The organism is Solidesulfovibrio fructosivorans JJ], from assembly GCF_000179555.1.
Taxonomy (GTDB): Bacteria; Desulfobacterota; Desulfovibrionia; order Desulfovibrionales; family Desulfovibrionaceae; genus Solidesulfovibrio; species Solidesulfovibrio fructosivorans.
Window position 1 is genome coordinate 70,930 of record NZ_AECZ01000004.1, and the last position, 16,756, is coordinate 87,685.

Here is a 16,756-nt window from a genome sequence, read left to right on the forward strand (position 1 = left end):
AACAACCGCAATCCACTTTACCAAAACACTTATGGAATTTCCCCAGAGAGACTTACTGACCTTCCTGCTTAACTACGGTTCAAGGCGAGATGTTACTCATCACCGGGGCCATTCTGTGCTCGCTGATGGAGCCACCCGGAGCCGATCTTTTCCCCTCGGCCTGTTCCCCCGGCCCCCCTCTCCAACCTTCTCTACGGGCCCTTCCTGGGACTTTTTCCCAGAACTCCCCCATTGGACTCCCCTTGGGCCAAAACCCCAGAAAATCGCAGTATACTCCCAACGTCCTTTTTCCAATGGGTTTTTTTCGAAAAATTCACGCAGCACCAAAGCTTTCAAGGACATCACGCAATTGTTTTTTATTTTTAACATTCATAAAAACAAACGATTTCGAGTTAGACCTGACGCTGACCATATATCTTGTTGAATACCATGAATACGGCCCTGTATTTACTGATTCATACCTTTGGGCACCATCAAATTGAACAACGACTGGTCTAAACAATGTTTTTAGGCATCTAATATACACACACCGACCATCAATAACTATCATAGAAAGAAAATAATCAGAAAACGAAATTAGCGATCCCACTGTCATACAGAGAAAAGCAAACCACCCCAGTAATTCCTTCAAGAATTTATAATCATGAGACAACAACATGCAGAAGAAAAATAACGAAAAAATAGGGAAAATAAATATAAAGCAAAATGCGAATGTGCTTTTTTCTAAAACAAAAAACATTCGCTTATCTTCGAGAGTGTTAACCAACTTCGCACGAACAATCATTTTTTTCATTTCATCATCACTTTCATTTAGATAAATAGAATACAAAAACAGAGCCACTATAATTATAAAGTGAAAGGCCATAAGGCATAATACATACAAAATATTATTATTCATCAACAGCCTTGCCTGCAATTAAATGACACTAGTTAGTATGACTTAACAAAATCTTTCTTTCAACCACTCCAAATACGCATTTTTTAAGAACTGATTCCAGCCCCCCCCCCGGGGCCAGCCACTTCCCGGACACCCCTCCCCTGCCCTCTACCGGGCTCCTCCTGGGACGTTTTCCTAGAACTCCCCCATTGGACTCCCCTTGGACTAAAATCCCAGGGAGTCCCCGTATACTCCCAACGTCCTTTTTTCTTCGGCGTTAGATATCATCACACGTATTCTGTAAGCGTACTCAGTGACTAAAATCCTTTTTACTTTGCCTAAAAAACAACCAACAGTCTTTAATTGTAACATAACATCCAACGATGCAAGATAGGAGAAATATCCATATCCAATCCCTCCAACCCCAATACACGGCTTCATACAACCCTATCAATACAGCTAAAAACGAAAATGCTCGTGATATAAAAAATTGCCTCTGAAGAGAACGTGGTACAGAGACATCATACACTGAAACACCGAGGAAGAATCCAGATTTCACTCCGCCTCTTGATGCTATTGGGAATAGTTCTTTTAATTTTCGAGTCGCCGCCCCTCCCATATAGCCAGACACTGAAAAGAGTATAAGACCTAAAGCGATACCAGAATACATCAGGTAATCCATATTTAAGAATTTCATCTCGCCCTCTGTTATTCAAATGGTATTATTTTACTTGCATTCAAAGCAACCCTTCAGATTTATCCCTTCCTGGACCTCCCCCATGGGACAAAACCCCAGGAAATCCCAGCCTCCGCCCAACGTCTTTTTTCCTTAGGGCTGTTTCCAAAACCCCACAAGTCCCCGTGACCACCTTCCCCGCTCCAGGGTATCCTTGGTTCTAAACAGCAAAAGGATACCGTATGGACCAAAACAAGCCCGATAAAATCACGTTGAAGGACGAGATAATTATCGCATTCCGTCCTATTGAGCAGCTCTTCCAGATTATGGATTCCACTTCCGTCGAGCTTTATGGGGAGTTAACGCGCTCGTACTCGGAAGTTGGCGTCACACTGTGTAAAAACTTCCGTCAACGTCTCGATGCTATTTTAGACATGCAAAGCGGAGGTAGCTCAGATGAGTAACAGCAACGCTTTTGGAAACCTCATCTACAGCTACACCAGGGCACAAGCCATCGCTGACGGCGTTCTCATCGACGTCACTGACGAGGCCAAAGCCCACGGTTTCAAAGTCCCTGTCGCCATTACCGACCATCTCTTCCACGGCTATGTCGCTTTTGTTCCTGAAGAATTAAAATCTCAAGGTCAAAGCGTGACTGGCCGGCTTCATGATCTCCTGACCCTGGCGATGATCGCTGCCCGGACGAGCAAAGGGACGGACCGTGCGTACTTCAAAATCTCGTTTCTGATGGCACCAGGACGATCTGAAACCGTCCAAGTCATTGCCCACATCGGTCCCGGTGACACCGCTGAACCAGTTCTGACGATCATGCTGCCGGAGGATGACTGATCCCGTTACTGGAACAGGTTCTGGGCCATGCTGAAAAAGGTTCGTAACCGATCTTCATCCGCTGAATCAATCTGCCGGATCAGGATCGCTTTGAGCTCCTCCGGTGCCAACCGAAACTCCTCCAGACTGAACAGTTCCGCCATAGGAATGTCCAGGGCCTTGGACAGCTGCTCGATGCTGGTCAGGGATGGATTGCGCCGGCCACGTTCAATCTCTCCGATATACTGGAGGGACAGCCCGGACAGGTCAGCCAGTTTTTCCTGGGTAATGTCCCGGGCGCGACGTATCGATTTGATTTTCTTCCCGAAAAGGTCTTGTACGCTGTCCATGCCATTCCTCCGCTAGTGTAGAGGATATGGCAATGATTCTGGTTACATAACAAATGATCGGCTGGTTTAATTGCATATTATAGCAACTAAAGTTATTAATAGCTCCAGCCGAAAACAACCTTAACCAGTAAAAGCACGGGGTTTGCCATGAAAACCAGGTTGATCGGTGCCGTCGTTGTCGCGCTTGCCCTCCTCTCCCCTGCCCCGGGGCTGGCTGAGGACAACATCAAGTACAGCCAGTGCCTGAATACGTTCAAGGAAAAGGATGGGATACAGACTGGAACGATCGTCAAAATGGCGACCGGGGAAGTCTTTGAAACTCTAGGGAGCGCGTTCAGCTACGACAAGGACCTCAACAGTCCCTTGTGTACGATCATCAAGGACAGACGACACTACTATTTGCTTGTCAGCGGTGTCGGAAGGAAGATTCTGGTTCGGAGGCTGAATTAAAATGAACAGAGTCGTTGTTTGTTCGCTTATCCTACTGGTGTTGCCATTACCCTGTTTTGCTCAAAGAAGCACGGAACCGCTGAATTTTCGGGGTATTGAATGGGACACCTACTACTCTGCCATTCCGGGAATGACCAAGCAATATTCAAGGAATGAGAAGATCGACGTTTTCAAGAAATCCGGGGACGAGATGGCTATCGGTGACTGCAAACTCGACACTTTAACTTACGAAGGCTTTAACGGAAGAATTTACAAAGTAAACATGACTTTTTCCTCCTGCAATCCTGGCCAAGTTTTTAATATGTTCAAGCAGAAGTATGGAGAATGTACTTCTGTAGAAGATTCTTTGGAGCAATATATAGGGACTTGGAATTGGAAACGTGCAAAATTGGTTTTCTTTATTGACGTTGATTCTTCTGCTTCTGAGATTACGTATACGTATAAGATAACGGAGAGAGAATACGAGACGTATCTGAAAGAGAAAGCTGGCGCGAAGAAGGATCAGTTTTAACGGCAAAATTAATGCTGAAGTTAACTCTATGAAAAACAATCCTACTCGTAGCGAACTTTTCCTTGCCATTTATCATAACTCGCAACTCGAAAATATCCGCGAGGCCATAGCGATCTCTGGAGCTGAGATTGTAATTGAAAATACGGCTTATGATATTAATGGCGAGTTCATCCCAGACAGCTTTACTATTTACAGAAAGTCAGCGGATGCAAATATTGCGGGTTTTGGTGATGCATTTGCACACATCATCGGAGCTGATCTTCCCCGTGGCCCCATAGATACATCGAAATTGCCGAAAACGACTCCAGGACTGAAGGAAGTGCTCAGTTCAATCCCCTTTGACGAAGAATAACGGCAAATTGCGTCAGACGGGTTCGGTCTGTCACGCAGTAATTCTATACGAATTTCAACGGGAATCGCCGCGATACTCTTTGAGACATGTGGTGAAGAATTGTCTGAAAATAGATGCTTTTCGCCAGTTAGTAGGAGACTGAAAAGTCAAACCCCGGCTTTTTGAGCACTCAATTTCTGAAATCTGGGCTGAAGTGGGAAATCGATTGATTTTCATCCATCCTCATGATTTTTTGGCTTGGCAATGGTAGAGTCCTGCGATTGGCCGCTTCAAAATCCATCGAAAAATTCAAAAACAACAAAAAAGTGTACACATGGATACCTGCATATTCATGTGTATCATTTATAATGAGCCTCCTTTTCTCTATATTCTTTCCCCGTATCGAAGTATTTATGATGCTTTTCAGCAGCCGGCCTGATTCCCTTATTGATATGATCAATGGTTAATTTGCATTCCCCTTTTTCATTCTTAATGTTTTTCACCCGCTCATTGTATTTATTTTTATGACGATACATTCCAACTTTATTTGTATAGCTATATAGTGCAGCTTCAAGAAGTTTTTCTTTGAACATAACTTTGTATTTCGATGCAAGTTTTCGTGACATTTCATAGTGCATCCTGTAGTCGCCTTTCTTCCACTCTTCATCAGCTTCGTTATTTGCTAGCACCAAAACTTCAGCTTTGATTTCCTTTGTGCTCCGCACAAACACTTTGCGTTTAAGTTTCAATAGTTCTGTTGAATACTTTTGGGAATCGCAAAATGCATATAGTTTTAAATAATTAATTCTAATCAAAACAGCAAGACACATCATTGAGGCTTGAAAGTTATTATAATCAGAAGACTTCTTAAATCTTTCAATGATTATTAAGCCTATAACGTACCGGCAAATTCTTCAAAGTTGTTGCGGATAAAGTCAATACCCTCCTTGTCGTTTATCAAATGTATCCACGCATGATTTATCATTCCATTGAATTCATTTATTGCACTTAAAACATTTGAATAGTCTTTGATAGCGTTTTTACTCTGATTGTCAGGGATATAATATCTAAAAACAAGTTCAGACTTAACAAGCTCAAGAGGCCTAGCTTCTTCATCTTTCCTGATGGCATTGTTAAACATCTCATAGATCTTTGCGAAAGGAGATGCTTGAAGCTTGTTCGTTAAATCAAGCTCATAGTCGTCTAAGACTGTATGCAACGAATCGATGTGAGATGTTGATTCCTTAAATACCTTATTATTGCTTGCAAGCAAAGAAAACGTAACAAGCGCAAAAGGATTGTTCTTGTAATAATTAAAAAGCTCTTGATTACGAGCGCGCTGCCTTGCCATAGCTTTCTCCATTTTGCAAAGCCACAGTACAACTTGGATGTTATCTAACAATTATGTATATCTAGTTAACTGGAAAAAGTAAAGATCGGACCGAATTCCTCCCCCCCAACTCACTCACTTTCCCACCCCTCATCAACTCAGTCACTACCCACATCCCACCAGGATGACTCACCTATTGCTATCGCGGGCCGAAAAATAAAATGCGAGTAGGCCTACCCGATCCATCATAACAGAAGGAGGACAAATGTCCGACGAAAACTTCGATCCGTTGGCCAATTTCCCTGGCATGTCCAACACCAACCACAAAGAAAACCAGAAAAAAGAGAAATTGGAGGGCAGCATCAACGACAAAGACAACTCCGGGCGCACTGGCGGAACCGGAGGAGCTGGCGGTACCGGCGGTCCTGGACAAGCTGATGATCCCACCACCGTCGACGTTGGCGCCCCGAACGGCGGCAAGAATGACGGCGGCGCGGTGCCGCTCCAGCCTGAGTACTTCGCGCCGGATGAACTCGGTGAAGACCCCATGGCCTATCAGTACAAGCATATCGTCGGTTCGACGGGTGCTATGGGTGGCAAGGGAGATGCACCGAAAATCACCAAACTTGGTCCCGGACAAATAGTTTCCTCCAAGGATATGGAGGAAGCGGCAGCTGAATTCGAGCGTAAGATCAAAACACTGAGTGAAAAGGAAACGCTTGAACAGCTGTACCGGCAGAATACCATCGCCAAAGATGTCATCTCCACTGCCCAGCGGAAAATGTTGAGTGTCGCTTGGGCACAGGGTGCCATCTTCAAACAGATGAGAAATCACATTCTCACGCGCAACGGGAATTGGGGAGAAGAGATTGATCTCATCCTCAAGGAAATCGAAATGAGCCGCGGACCATGGACAAGTACGTCAACATCAACGCGACGCCGGGTATTCTTAAGCACCCCTACCTCGGTATCGACGCGGCGGAAAATGTCATTCAGGCCATGGCCCCGATTCGACACATGCTGGATAAGAAGGACCCCATCTCCGACTTCTTTAAGATCAATGGGGCTAACTTGGATTACACCCAGGCCAACAAACGGGAACTGAACGAGTTAACCCAGGCCGTCATTGTGCACGAGAAACTGCGCAACGCCGACATCAAGGGTGATTACAAGGTCATCAGAGACTTCCTTCGGCTGGGCAAAAAGTTCACGCCTGTCGATAAGGCTGTGATGAAAGACCGCCAGGACCGTGGGTTGAATCCCATCGAATACATGCGCGAAGTCGTCGCCGCTAAAGGAGCCCGCCCGGTGAAGGGGAAGAGAATGTTCCGCTCAAGCGGCGTATCAAGTACTTCAACGGCGAATCCGTGAAGATGGTGGACCATATCAACGCCATTCTCATGGACGACACCGCTGACAAGGACAAGATCGACAAGACCCATCTGGAATCGCTCCGCAAGGCTCTTGACGATATGCTTACGCGGTTTTTCGCCTAAACACATATGATAGCGGGCCACTTCTCCGATACATGGGGGAGTGGCCCATGGAGATAGTCATGAAGATTTTCAATGCGGGAATGACGATTCCTGCACTGATGGGTTTCTGTCAGCGTTATCCGCACCACAAACCCGATGTTTTGTTATCTTATCCGTTGTTACCACCTAATCATAAAGTTTTTACACATAAACATAGGCGTTTGATTGGCAAACTTTTCCTGGATAACGGAGCATTCGGAGCCAATCAACCAAATTCAACGATCGATGCAAATGAACTTTATACAGAATTCCTGACCTATTGTGAGTATAGTGGGAAGGATTGGGATATCATCTTCAGCTTCGACAGGAATTTTGGTTTGAATGGCTATGCGGAAAACTTGAAATACCAGGAAGAGCTAGAACAACTTGGCATTCCTGTCGTTACTACGCTTCACAACATCTACAATGACGATGTCGAAAAAATTATCGCGCGAGGCCTCCCTGAGCACAAGGTTGTTGCCATTGGCCAATGTGATGGCAGGGAAATTTATGCCAATATAAAATCCCCCGTCATGAAGATTTACAATGCCGGGGGGAAAGTACATTTCTTCGGGGCGATCAATTTTGATCTGTTTTGCCGACTTCCAATTTATACTTGTGACGCTTCATCGTGGTCGCAATATCCGGCTTATGGCATTGTATCGTATTGGAATCCCAAAAATCCTGGCGAGGTAGAGTCCACGGAGGTGGTGTAAATTCTGGAGTCGTCCAGGCCGGGGGGGCACCTCCAGCCTGGACGGGATTGGCGAGGTGGCCATCGGGCCGATTGGCTGTAAGGTGAAGTTGCGAAGCCGCACCTGCAACCAAAGGAGACCACGATGGCCGAGGACAGCATGGCATTAATCGAGTTGATGCAAAAGGCCGATGGCGGTGATTTTCTCCGCTCCTTGGCGGAAGCCGTCTTGCAGCTTCTCATGGAAGCCGATGTGGATGGCTTGATCGGAGCCAGCCGCCACGAACGAAGCGCCGAGCGAGTCAGCTACCGCAACGGCTACCGGGACCGCAGCCTTGATACTCGCGTCGGCTCCCTGCAACTGCGCATCCCCAAGCTGCGCCAGGGCAGCTACTTTCCGCCCTTCCTGGAGCCGCGCAAGACCAGCGAGCGCGCCTTGGTGGCCGTCATCCAGGAGGCCTGGATCGGGGGCATATCGACGCGGCGCGTGGACGATCTCGTCCAGGCCATGGGGCTTTCCGGCATCTCGAAATCCCAAGTGTCCAAGCTGTGCAAGGACATCGATGAACGGGTCCATGCCTTCCTTTCCAGGCCGCTGACAGGTGAATGGCCCTATTTGTGGCTGGACGCGACCTACCTCAAGCAACGCGAAGGCGGCCGGGTGGTCAGCGTCGCCGCCATAATCGCCGTGGCGGCGAACACGGAAGGCCGCCGGGAAATCGTGGGATTGCACATCGGCCCCAGCGAGGCCGAGCCGTTCTGGTCTTTTTTCCTCAAAGGCCTTCTTCGTCGGGGACTCGCCGGCGTGAAGCTGGTCGTTTCCGACGCCCATGAAGGTCTCAAGGCCGCCATCGCCAAGACGTTCGGGGCTACGTGGCAGCGCTGCCGGGTCCACTGGATGCGCAACGCCTTGGCTCGCGTCCCCAAATCGCAGCACGCCATGGTTTCCGCCGCCCTGCGCCAAGCTTTTTTACAGCCGGATGCTGCCAGCGCCAGCCAGACCTGGCGGCATGTCGCCGACCAGCTTCGCGGCAAATGGCCAAAACTCGCCAGCTTCATGGACGAAACCGAGCACGACGTGCTGGCTTACATGACGTTCCCGGCGCAGCACCGGGTCAAGCTGCACAGCACCAATCCGCTGGAAAGGCTGGACAAAGAGGTGAAACGGCGGGCGGACGTGGTCGGTATTTTCCCCAACGAGCAGTCCATCATCCGGCTTATCGGGGCCATCTTGCTGGAGCAAAACGACGAGTGGCAGCTGCAAAGCCGCTACATGCAGGTCGAGGCCATGGCCGAACTCAACACCCAACAAAACGAGGCGCAGCCAGCCCAAATTCCACCCAGGGCAGCCTGACCGATTGCCACCTCAAGCACACCGGAATTTACACCACGTTGACGGACGTGACCTAGGGAGGAGAATTTGGAACTTTTGTGATCGCCATCGTGCGGATGATTTCCTGTACTTTGAGGATATCAATCCCGAACTCTTCCTCACCGATCCCGAAAGTGACAAGCTGGAGGAGTTCGCTCTCTTGTTTTTGGATAGTTGACTCGCTCATTATACCCTCCCGAGTGCAAGTGGTCTCTTGCCAGAGGGTAAGGCTGCTGAACTGCTCTCGCCGTCTGATTTCATTTCATCAATAAGTCTCTTAAGCACTTGAGCTTGGTTTGCCAATTCGCCAACAGCTTGAGAAGATTGCCTCATAGCATCTGTCGTTTCTGACGAAACTCGATTGACATCTTCAAGACTCCGATTGATTTCTTCGCTGGCAGAAGATTGTTCTTCAGAGGCTGTCGCTATCGAACGAACCTGATCTGTCGTTGTTTCAGCGAGTGAAACAATCTGACGCAAAGATTCCCCAGAAGTGTTGGCCAGCTTAGTGACGTCTTCGATGGTTTTCCCTGAGCGCTCAACGTTTTCAATATTTTTCTTGGTACCGTTTTGAATACCCCTAATCGCATCCCCAACTTCCTTGGTTGCAGTCATGGTCTTCTCAGCCAGTTTGCGGACTTCGTCGGCGACAACGGCAAATCCACGTCCCGCTTCACCTGCGCGGGCTGCCTCAATAGCTGCATTAAGTGCCAAGAGATTCGTCTGGTCAGCAATGTCGGAGATTACATTCAGAATTTGACCAATTCCTTCTGCCTGCTTGCCAAGGTTCCCCATATCTTGCTTCATCTCTTGGGATTGCTGCTGGACCTCCTCAATCCCATGGACGACCTGGGAAACCACTTTCGCTCCTTCTTCGGCTTTAACCTTAGCTTGATCAGCTGTGGATGCGGCACTTGAGGCATTTTTAGCGACTTCCAGGACGGTAGCGTTCATTTCTTCCATTGATGTCGCTGTTTCACCTATTCGGTGTGCTTGCTCTTCTGCTCCTCGACTGGATTGTTCAATCTGAGCTGAAAGTTGCTCAGAAGCAGAAGTTACTATTTCAACAACAGATTCAAGCTGATTGGCAGAATGTAAAATCCCATCTCTTAAAGCTCCTTCTGCCGCTTCTCTTAATCGTTTTTGCTCTGTTATATCTTGAACTACTTCAACATGTCCAATATTTTTGCCTTCCGTGTCGTGAAGATAGAATGTGTTTACTTGAAAATTTTTGTCAAGACCTGGCTGGTGAAAAGTTGATTCTGCTTGTCCACGACGAAGGCGTTCAATTCCACAGCGATCTGTTTTGCAAATATCTGCTCCCCAATTTGAACATTGCATTCCGATTATATCTTCTCGTTTAGCTCCTGTAACCTGTAAGGCGGCTTTATTGACGAATGTCCAGTTCATGTTTGAGTCAGTTATTGATAATGGGAATTGAATGCTATCAAGAATTTGCTCGTGCCAATATATTTTTTCTTTGACCTCTGCAGTGAAATATTTAAGGTTTTTTGACAATTCCCCGATTTCATCTTTCTGGTTCAGCTCAAGATTAATTGAAAATTTTTCTAAATCAATAGAACTTACAACGTCAGATATTTTTTTGATTGGGAGGATGATAGATCGAGAGGCAATTAGCCCTAAGGCTAGGGATAGTGCAAAAACAAGGCTGAGCATCGTTATCAAAAAATAGAAAGTAACAGTTGTGTCAACGTTTTTCATCGCTACCGTAAAAAGTATGGCTACAAAAACTGGTGCACAACACGCGAAAAGGATTCGCCATTGAATTGATATACTTTTCATACAATCCTCCTGGGCGGCATCAACGACAGGCGTGCTGCTTGTGAAAGCCATATCGTTAAAAATAGAAAAAATTAAAACGGCACTTTTTACATGGAGTTGCACGTTTAACTATCATGGCACATAAAATAGTGGTGTTGCAATAGTGATACGTGTCTATTGTCTAACTCCGTAAATCCGGTATAAATTATGTTAAATCAAGCCGTTGTGGAGTAAAAAACCGCCATGGTTAAGCCATGCCAAGGCATGGAGATCGTCACCTTCCAGAGCATACCAATTGGCCGGGTTGATCCAGGTAATGATGCCTTTTCAGAGGATGCATCAGTAAAAACGGCGAAAAACGAGGCCGAGGCACTAACAAGGTTCCAGCCATTTTTGTGACCGCTGTCAAAAATGACGCCATCATCTTTGCCAAGATAGAAGTTGTTGGTGCTGTCGATGGCGAAAACATCAAATAAGTTCTGGTAAAGCATGTTGCACCTGGCCAAGTCGTTCGAGCATATGTATATCCTACTTATAATTTCACGTAGGGAGCCATTCAACCAGGATAAACTAACAATATACTCCAAGCAATGCGCGCCATGGTATGATGTCCTTAAATGGATGACATCATCGTATCAATTGTGAAAGGCTTTAACTTGGAACTTGCCATGGTTGCCTCCTTTTTGCTGGCTACTTCAATTATTCGTTACCCGTTACGATCTTGTAAGTGCAAGGTGTTCTCTGTTGAAGGGATTGCTATTGGGTTTGAAGTTCTATCTCCACAGAAGGTGGGGCTAACTAGTCTGCCTTGGTGTTGATTTTGGTTGCAGTTGTCACTTGTCCGATGTTGGCCAATTATTTTACGAATGGGGATTTTGGTTCAACATACCATATTTTGCAATTTGACTTCAAGGGAAAAGCGAGAAGGTGTTCCGTGTAAGAAGCTTGGGCCTCGAGGAGGAGTTAGCTGGTTTAATTGGCGTTTGTTGAAAAATGCTGCCCTCCGTATCATCGCGAAATTTTTTAACGCTTCAACTTAACATTATGAAATAATACATTATTCACATTCTCCCATCCTCTCCAACGTCCGTTTTTTCCTTCCTCGAGTAAAAACCCCTTGACCTCCCGTACCAAATTCGTACTTACTCCAAGCCAACGAAGCCAACGGTTTTGGCCCCCAACTTTTTCTTGGGAACGAAAGATTTGGGGTTGACTTCGGGACGAGTTTGGGGCGTTTAGCCTGTTCCCTGATTCTGTTTATAGGACCGTAGCTCGGGGGGAGAGCGCTTGCTTGACACACCACAAGCGTGATTTAACACCCTAAAATCCTTCCAAAAGCCCTTGTGAAAAAGTGATCCTGTTGGCGAAGTGCCAACGGGGTCTTCTTTTATTTTTCAGCCTGAGAATCGTACGTTGGTCGGTCGTTGGCGGGTGCTCCCGAATTGATCCCGCTGATAGAAAATATACAGGAACCTGCATTTTTGATGAAGCTACCCAGGACAATGGCGGGCGTGACACGGTTCTCTCGTACGAGACTTATACACCGATTGTTCTTCAGGATATGCCGGTTCGATTTATGCATCTTAAATAAGTAAAATAAGCAAATTGTGACTATACTGGGCAGCCGGGCGTGACCCTTTTATTTGAGAGAAGGCCGGCGCGAGAACCGCCAAGCTGCGAAGCGCTCTTGTATGGCCATCACGAAGACGAAGAACACTGGCACGAAGAAAATGGCGAGCACCGTCGCGGTGACCATGCCGCCGAATACGCCGGTACCGATGGCGTGCTGGGTTTCGGCGCTGGCCCCGCTGGCGAACATCAGTGGCACCACGCCCAGGCCGAAGGCCAGCGACGTCATCAGAATCGGGCGCAGTCGCAGCCGGGCCGCAGTTACCGCTGCTTCCGCCAGTCCCTTGCCTTGCTGGCGCAACTGCTTGGCGAGTTCGATGATGAGAATGGCGTTTTTAGCCGACAGACCGATAACGGTGATCATGCCGACCTTGAAGAACACGTCGTTGGGCATGCCGCGCAGCATCACCGCCCCCACGGCACCCAGCAGGCCCAGCGGCACCACCAGCATGACCGAGAGCGGGATCGTCCAGCTCTCGTACAGAGCGGCCAGCACCAGAAACACCACCAGGATCGACAGCGCCATCAGCAGCGGCGCTTGTGTGGCGGACTGGCGCTCCTGCAGGGATTGTCCTGTCCAGGCCACGGCGAAGCCAGGTGGTAACTGTGCTGCCAGCCGTTCCATCTCGGCCATCGCCTCGCCGCTGGAGACGCCGGGAGCCGCATTGCCCGAGATGCGCGCCGCCGGGAAGCCCTGATAGCGCACCAGCTGCAGCGGCGTCTCGCTCCATGCCGGAGTCACTACCTCGGACAGCGGCATCATGCCGCCGTTGGAGTTGCGCACATAGAGCTTGAGCACGTCGTCAATCTGCATGCGGGCCGACGCCTCGGCTTGAATGATGACCTGCTGCATGCGTCCGGCATGGGGGAAGTCGTTGACGTAGTAAGACCCCATCGCGATGGACAGCGTGTCGCTGATGCTGGTGAACGACACGCCCAACGCCTCGGCCTTGTCCCGGTCGATGTCCAGGTGGATGCTGGAGCCGGCTGGAAGGCTGTCGGCATAGACGCCGCTGACGAGTCGACTCTTCCGCGCCAGTGCAAGCAGCTTGGTCTCTGCCGCCTGGAGCGCGGCATGGCCCTGGTTGGCCCGGTCCTGTAGGCGCATGGTGAAGCCGGAGCTGTTGCCAAGCTCGTCGATGGCCGGCGGCAGCAGGGTAATCACTGTCCCTTCCCTGACGCCGGACAGGGCCGTCTGGGCCAGGGCCACTTCGCCTTGGGCCGTGGCGCCATTGCGCTCGCCCCAGTCCTTGAGCATGGTGAAGGCCATGGCCGCGTTTGGGCCGGAGCCGGAGAAGCCAAAACCGACGACGGTCATATTGGATCGGATCGATGGGCGCGAGGCCGCGTGCTGCTCGTAGGCCTTGACCACTTCCAGCGTGCGCTCGACGGTGGCATCGGCGGGCAACTGGATGGAAGCCAAGAAATAGCCCTGGTCTTCTTCCGGCAGGAAAGACGATGGCAGATGGCGGAAAGAAACCATGAGGGCTGCACAGAGTGCGGCGAACACCAGCATCATCCGTCCTGTTCGTGTCACCAGCTTGCCCAGGCGCGTTTCATAGCGCGATGTCATGCGCTCGAAGCGGCGGTTGAACCAGCCGAAAAACCCGCGCTTCTCGTGGTGCCCCGCAGCGTGGGGCCTAAGCAACGTCGCACAGAGAGCGGGCGTCAGGGTAAGCGCGAGAAAGGCCGAAAACAGGATCGACACCGCCATGGACAGCGTAAATTGTTTGTAGATCGCGCCAACCGTGCCGCTGACCAAGCCCATGGGGATGAACACGGCCGTCAACACCAGGGTGATGCCGATCACCGCGCCGGTGATCTCTTGCATCGCCTGGATCGTCGCGTCTCGTGGCGACAGCCCCTTCTCGGCCATGATGCGTTCCACATTCTCGATGACGACGATGGCATCGTCCACGATGATGCCGATTGCGAGCACCATGCCGAACATGGTCAGCACGTTGATTGAAAAGCCCGAAGCAAGCATCACCGCGAAGGTGCCCAGCAGTGCGATTGGCGCAACGATCGCCGGAATCAGGGTGTAGCGGATGTTTTGCAGGAAGAGGAACATGACCAGAAACACCAGCACCATCGCCTCTATCAGGGTATGGATGACCTTCTCGATGGAGATCTTGACGAACGGTGCGGTATTAAACGGGATCGAATAGCTCATGCCGGCCGGCATCGTACTGCGAAGCTCAGCCATTCGCGCCTCGACTTCCTCGGCTGTCCTGACCGCATTGGCGCCAGGCGCGAGCTGTACGGCCGCGGCAGTGGCGGTTTTGCCGTCTTCGCGGTTAATAAAGCCATAGGACTGTGAGCCGAGTTCGACCCGCGCCACGTCGCCAAGCACCACCTTGGAGCCGTCGGGGTTGGCGCGCAGCACGATGGCGGCGAACTGTTCGGGCGTGGACAGCTGGCCCTGCACCGTGAGCGATACCGTCACGCGCTGCCCCGGCAGAGCCGGCATGGCTCCGACGCTGCCGGGCGCGATCTGGACATTCTGCTGGTTCACGGCTGCGGATAGATCGTTCATCGACAGGCCAAAGGCAATCAACTTGGCCGGATCGACCCAAATCCGCATCGCCTGCTCAGCTCCAAACAGCTGCACGCGGCCTACGCCTTCGATGCGGCGCAGTTCGTCGACGATGTTGCGCGCCATGTAGTCGCCCAGCGCCGCCTCGTCGAAGCGCCCGTCGTCGGATCTGAGGCCGACGAGCATCAGGAAGCCGGACGCGGAGGTCTCCACGGTCAGACCGTTTTGGCGCACCGTCTGCGGCAAACGTGGCTCGATGGCCTTGAGCTTGTTTTGCACGTCGATCTGCGCCATGTCCGGGTCGGTGCCCGGTTTGAAGGTGGCGCTGATTGACGCCGCACCCGAGGAATCGGACGAGGATTCGAAGTACAACAGGTTCTTGACACTGGAGAGTTCGCGCTCGATGAGGCTGATCACCCCGTCGCTCATGGTCTGCGACGTGGCTCCGGGGTAGGTCGCGGAAATGGTGACGGTGGACGGCGCCACAGAAGGAAACCGGGCGATGGGCAGATTGGGAATAGCAATCACGCCCAGCAGGATGATAAACAGGGCGACGACCCAGGCGAAGACCGGGCGATGAATGAAGAACTGCGGCATGACGATATGCTCCCGGGCGTTCAGTGCGTAGATGCCGCGGTTGTAGGTTCGAGTGCCTGCCACTCGTGCGCTTGCACTTCGATGCCGTTGGACAGACGCGCCATCCCTTCGATCACGATCGTTTGCCCGGCGGCGAGGCCGGACTGGATGCGATAGTGCCGATTGAGCAGCTCGCCCAATTTAACAGGGGTGAGTTTCGCCCGGTTCTGCGCATCAATGGTCCAGATTTGCGGCTCGCCGTCGTTTCGCACCACCGCCTGCTGCGGCACCATCAGCGCCTCGGCATAGCTGGTACGCGGCACGCGTGCGCGCACGAACATGCCCGGCAGGAGCAGACGTTGCGGGTTGTCCACCAGCACGCGCAGCAGTACGTCCCCAGTGCCGGCATCGACGTTTATGCCTGAGAACAGGATGCGTCCGGTGACATCGTACGCCTCGCCGTCGCTTCGTAAGATGGCCACGGGCAGACCCTCATCGGCGCTTGCCTGTTGCGTTGTCAGCGCTTGGCGCAGCGATTCGAGCGAGGACGCCGGGCGGCGCACATCGACGTAGACTTGGTCGATCTGATGGATACGCGCCATGGGACTGCTGTCGCCGCTACCGACCAGCGCGCCCTCGCTCACCAGCGCCTGCTCGATGCGCCCGGAAATAGGCGCTTCCACGGTGGCGAACTTCAGATCAAGCTGGCGGCGCTTCAGTGTGGCGCGAGCCTGGGCGACATCGGCGGCCGCCTGGTCGCGCAGGGAGACCGCGTCGTCGTAGACCTGGTGGCTGACCGCGCCGACCTCGACCAAGGACTGCAGTCGCCTGGTTTGCAGCTGGGCTCGCGCCAACGCGACCTCGGCCCGTTGCAGGGCTGCTCCGGTGGCGTCGGCCTCGGCCTTGAACGGCGCCGGGTTGATCTGGAACAGCGGCTGGCCGGCCCGCACCTCGGTGCCCTGTTCGAACAGGCGGCGCTGGACGATGCCGCTGACCTGCGGCCGGATTTCGGCGATGCGTACCGCGGCAACGCGTCCTGGCAGAACCTCACTCAGTTCCAGCCGCGACGGCGTGACGGTCATAACGGATACCAGTGGTGACGGGAGCGCCTCTTCCGGTTCGGCCTGACCGCAGCCGGCCAGAAGTATCAAAACCGCTAGGGCAAACAAGCCACTATGGCGGCACAGTCGTTTGATCTTCATGGGGGATTCCTTCAGGAGCAGGCAGCCCGTGCCCGCAGAGATTGGCGTCTCCTTGCCTTGACTCGATGGATTTTCAATGGATATGGGATGTAAATTCG

Annotated in this window: 19 protein-coding genes and 2 pseudogenes; 11 read left to right on the plus strand and 10 right to left on the minus strand. The window is 51.1% G+C overall.

Going from position 1 to position 16,756, the window contains the following annotated elements; all coding sequences use genetic code 11:
- Positions 1 to 313: 313 nt before the first annotated feature.
- On the minus strand, positions 314 to 898 hold the full coding sequence (locus tag DESFRDRAFT_RS21945; protein ID WP_005991420.1) for a hypothetical protein: 585 nt from the start codon (positions 896 to 898) through the stop codon (positions 314 to 316).
- Positions 899 to 1,795: 897 nt separating this feature from the next.
- On the opposite strand from DESFRDRAFT_RS21945, the gene DESFRDRAFT_RS04075 reads away from it, so the two are divergent.
- Positions 1,796 to 2,017, plus strand: a complete 222-nt coding sequence (locus DESFRDRAFT_RS04075) for a hypothetical protein (protein ID WP_005991421.1) — start codon at positions 1,796 to 1,798, stop codon at positions 2,015 to 2,017.
- A complete protein-coding gene (locus DESFRDRAFT_RS04080) occupies positions 2,010 to 2,402 on the plus strand; it encodes a DUF6573 family protein (protein ID WP_005991422.1) in 393 nt (130 codons plus the stop codon). Before DESFRDRAFT_RS04075 ends, DESFRDRAFT_RS04080 begins: the two co-directional genes overlap by 8 nt.
- Before the next feature lie 5 nt (positions 2,403 to 2,407).
- Here the strand turns inward: DESFRDRAFT_RS04080 and DESFRDRAFT_RS04085 are convergent, their stop codons facing one another.
- Entirely contained in the window at positions 2,408 to 2,731 is a 324-nt protein-coding gene (locus DESFRDRAFT_RS04085) for a helix-turn-helix domain-containing protein (RefSeq protein ID WP_005991423.1), read from the minus strand.
- A 147-nt stretch (positions 2,732 to 2,878) separates the two neighbouring features.
- Between DESFRDRAFT_RS04085 and DESFRDRAFT_RS04090 the strand changes: the two genes are divergently transcribed.
- From DESFRDRAFT_RS04090 to DESFRDRAFT_RS21950, 3 genes are read left to right on the plus strand one after another with little or no spacing between them, the layout of a single operon-like run.
- On the plus strand, positions 2,879 to 3,181 hold the full coding sequence (locus DESFRDRAFT_RS04090) for a hypothetical protein (RefSeq protein ID WP_005991424.1): 303 nt from the start codon (positions 2,879 to 2,881) through the stop codon (positions 3,179 to 3,181).
- Position 3,182: 1 nt separating this feature from the next.
- Complete coding sequence (locus DESFRDRAFT_RS04095; RefSeq protein WP_005991425.1) at positions 3,183 to 3,692, plus strand: hypothetical protein; 510 nt, start codon at positions 3,183 to 3,185, stop codon at positions 3,690 to 3,692.
- Positions 3,693 to 3,720: 28 nt separating this feature from the next.
- Positions 3,721 to 4,044 (plus strand): hypothetical protein, encoded by a 324-nt coding sequence (locus DESFRDRAFT_RS21950; RefSeq protein WP_144004921.1) that lies wholly within the window; start codon positions 3,721 to 3,723, stop codon positions 4,042 to 4,044.
- 338 nt (positions 4,045 to 4,382) lie between these two features.
- Here the strand turns inward: DESFRDRAFT_RS21950 and DESFRDRAFT_RS21955 are convergent, their stop codons facing one another.
- Together DESFRDRAFT_RS21955 and DESFRDRAFT_RS04100 are read right to left on the minus strand one after the other, a co-directional pair.
- A complete protein-coding gene (locus DESFRDRAFT_RS21955; protein ID WP_144004922.1) occupies positions 4,383 to 4,772 on the minus strand; it encodes a hypothetical protein in 390 nt (129 codons plus the stop codon).
- Positions 4,773 to 4,915: 143 nt separating this feature from the next.
- Positions 4,916 to 5,374: a hypothetical protein gene (locus tag DESFRDRAFT_RS04100; protein WP_043793787.1), complete on the minus strand. Its 459-nt coding sequence runs from the start codon at positions 5,372 to 5,374 to the stop codon at positions 4,916 to 4,918.
- A 244-nt stretch (positions 5,375 to 5,618) separates the two neighbouring features.
- Between DESFRDRAFT_RS04100 and DESFRDRAFT_RS21960 the strand changes: the two genes are divergently transcribed.
- From DESFRDRAFT_RS21960 to DESFRDRAFT_RS04120, 5 genes are all read left to right on the plus strand, one after another.
- On the plus strand, positions 5,619 to 6,458 hold the full coding sequence (locus DESFRDRAFT_RS21960; protein ID WP_144004923.1) for a hypothetical protein: 840 nt from the start codon (positions 5,619 to 5,621) through the stop codon (positions 6,456 to 6,458).
- Complete coding sequence (locus tag DESFRDRAFT_RS21965) at positions 6,425 to 6,724, plus strand: hypothetical protein (RefSeq protein ID WP_144004924.1); 300 nt, start codon at positions 6,425 to 6,427, stop codon at positions 6,722 to 6,724. The genes DESFRDRAFT_RS21960 and DESFRDRAFT_RS21965 overlap by 34 nt, the downstream gene beginning before the upstream one ends.
- Positions 6,721 to 6,849, plus strand: coding sequence for a hypothetical protein (locus DESFRDRAFT_RS23075; RefSeq protein WP_005991430.1), 129 nt, complete (start codon positions 6,721 to 6,723; stop codon positions 6,847 to 6,849). Before DESFRDRAFT_RS21965 ends, DESFRDRAFT_RS23075 begins: the two co-directional genes overlap by 4 nt.
- 47 nt (positions 6,850 to 6,896) lie before the next feature.
- Positions 6,897 to 7,583 (plus strand): hypothetical protein, encoded by a 687-nt coding sequence (locus DESFRDRAFT_RS04115; RefSeq protein ID WP_005991432.1) that lies wholly within the window; start codon positions 6,897 to 6,899, stop codon positions 7,581 to 7,583.
- Positions 7,584 to 7,706: 123 nt separating this feature from the next.
- On the plus strand, positions 7,707 to 8,915 hold the full coding sequence (locus tag DESFRDRAFT_RS04120; RefSeq protein ID WP_005991435.1) for an IS256 family transposase: 1,209 nt from the start codon (positions 7,707 to 7,709) through the stop codon (positions 8,913 to 8,915).
- Positions 8,916 to 8,973: 58 nt separating this feature from the next.
- Here the strand turns inward: DESFRDRAFT_RS04120 and DESFRDRAFT_RS21085 are convergent.
- The 4 genes and pseudogenes from DESFRDRAFT_RS21085 to DESFRDRAFT_RS21975 form a co-directional block, all read right to left on the minus strand.
- Positions 8,974 to 9,120 (minus strand): annotated as a pseudogene (locus tag DESFRDRAFT_RS21085) (chemotaxis protein CheW); the annotation flags it as partial.
- Positions 9,120 to 10,451: a methyl-accepting chemotaxis protein gene (locus DESFRDRAFT_RS21970; protein WP_407918612.1), complete on the minus strand. Its 1,332-nt coding sequence runs from the start codon at positions 10,449 to 10,451 to the stop codon at positions 9,120 to 9,122. The gene DESFRDRAFT_RS21970 and the pseudogene DESFRDRAFT_RS21085, both read right to left, overlap by 1 nt.
- A pseudogene (locus DESFRDRAFT_RS23215) lies at positions 10,434 to 10,787 on the minus strand (hypothetical protein); the annotation flags it as partial. The pseudogene DESFRDRAFT_RS23215 and the gene DESFRDRAFT_RS21970, both read right to left, overlap by 18 nt.
- 143 nt (positions 10,788 to 10,930) lie before the next feature.
- On the minus strand, positions 10,931 to 11,206 hold the full coding sequence (locus DESFRDRAFT_RS21975; RefSeq protein ID WP_144004926.1) for a hypothetical protein: 276 nt from the start codon (positions 11,204 to 11,206) through the stop codon (positions 10,931 to 10,933).
- Between the two features lie 126 nt (positions 11,207 to 11,332).
- Here DESFRDRAFT_RS21975 and DESFRDRAFT_RS21980 point away from each other — a divergent pair, with 126 nt between their 5' ends.
- Positions 11,333 to 11,533: a hypothetical protein gene (locus DESFRDRAFT_RS21980; RefSeq protein ID WP_144004927.1), complete on the plus strand. Its 201-nt coding sequence runs from the start codon at positions 11,333 to 11,335 to the stop codon at positions 11,531 to 11,533.
- A gap of 821 nt (positions 11,534 to 12,354) precedes the next feature.
- On the opposite strand, the gene DESFRDRAFT_RS04135 is transcribed toward DESFRDRAFT_RS21980, so the two are convergent.
- Positions 12,355 to 15,477, minus strand: a complete 3,123-nt coding sequence (locus tag DESFRDRAFT_RS04135) for an efflux RND transporter permease subunit (protein ID WP_005991441.1) — start codon at positions 15,475 to 15,477, stop codon at positions 12,355 to 12,357.
- Between the two features lie 20 nt (positions 15,478 to 15,497).
- Complete coding sequence (locus DESFRDRAFT_RS04140) at positions 15,498 to 16,658, minus strand: efflux RND transporter periplasmic adaptor subunit (protein ID WP_005991443.1); 1,161 nt, start codon at positions 16,656 to 16,658, stop codon at positions 15,498 to 15,500.
- Positions 16,659 to 16,756: the final 98 nt, after the last annotated feature.

Coding starts and splice junctions, on each gene's coding strand:
- DESFRDRAFT_RS21945 (WP_005991420.1), bottom strand. CDS start 898: ATGAATAATAATATTTTGTATGTATTATGCCTTATGGCCTTTCACTTT.
- DESFRDRAFT_RS04075 (WP_005991421.1), top strand. CDS start 1,796: ATGGACCAAAACAAGCCCGATAAAATCACGTTGAAGGACGAGATAATT.
- DESFRDRAFT_RS04080 (WP_005991422.1), top strand. CDS start 2,010: ATGAGTAACAGCAACGCTTTTGGAAACCTCATCTACAGCTACACCAGG.
- DESFRDRAFT_RS04085 (WP_005991423.1), bottom strand. CDS start 2,731: ATGGACAGCGTACAAGACCTTTTCGGGAAGAAAATCAAATCGATACGT.
- DESFRDRAFT_RS04090 (WP_005991424.1), top strand. CDS start 2,879: ATGAAAACCAGGTTGATCGGTGCCGTCGTTGTCGCGCTTGCCCTCCTC.
- DESFRDRAFT_RS04095 (WP_005991425.1), top strand. CDS start 3,183: ATGAACAGAGTCGTTGTTTGTTCGCTTATCCTACTGGTGTTGCCATTA.
- DESFRDRAFT_RS21950 (WP_144004921.1), top strand. CDS start 3,721: ATGAAAAACAATCCTACTCGTAGCGAACTTTTCCTTGCCATTTATCAT.
- DESFRDRAFT_RS04100 (WP_043793787.1), bottom strand. CDS start 5,374: ATGGCAAGGCAGCGCGCTCGTAATCAAGAGCTTTTTAATTATTACAAG.
- DESFRDRAFT_RS21960 (WP_144004923.1), top strand. CDS start 5,619: ATGTCCGACGAAAACTTCGATCCGTTGGCCAATTTCCCTGGCATGTCC.
- DESFRDRAFT_RS04115 (WP_005991432.1), top strand. CDS start 6,897: ATGGAGATAGTCATGAAGATTTTCAATGCGGGAATGACGATTCCTGCA.
- DESFRDRAFT_RS04120 (WP_005991435.1), top strand. CDS start 7,707: ATGGCCGAGGACAGCATGGCATTAATCGAGTTGATGCAAAAGGCCGAT.
- DESFRDRAFT_RS21975 (WP_144004926.1), bottom strand. CDS start 11,206: ATGCTTTACCAGAACTTATTTGATGTTTTCGCCATCGACAGCACCAAC.
- DESFRDRAFT_RS21980 (WP_144004927.1), top strand. CDS start 11,333: ATGGATGACATCATCGTATCAATTGTGAAAGGCTTTAACTTGGAACTT.
- DESFRDRAFT_RS04135 (WP_005991441.1), bottom strand. CDS start 15,477: ATGCCGCAGTTCTTCATTCATCGCCCGGTCTTCGCCTGGGTCGTCGCC.
- DESFRDRAFT_RS04140 (WP_005991443.1), bottom strand. CDS start 16,658: ATGAAGATCAAACGACTGTGCCGCCATAGTGGCTTGTTTGCCCTAGCG.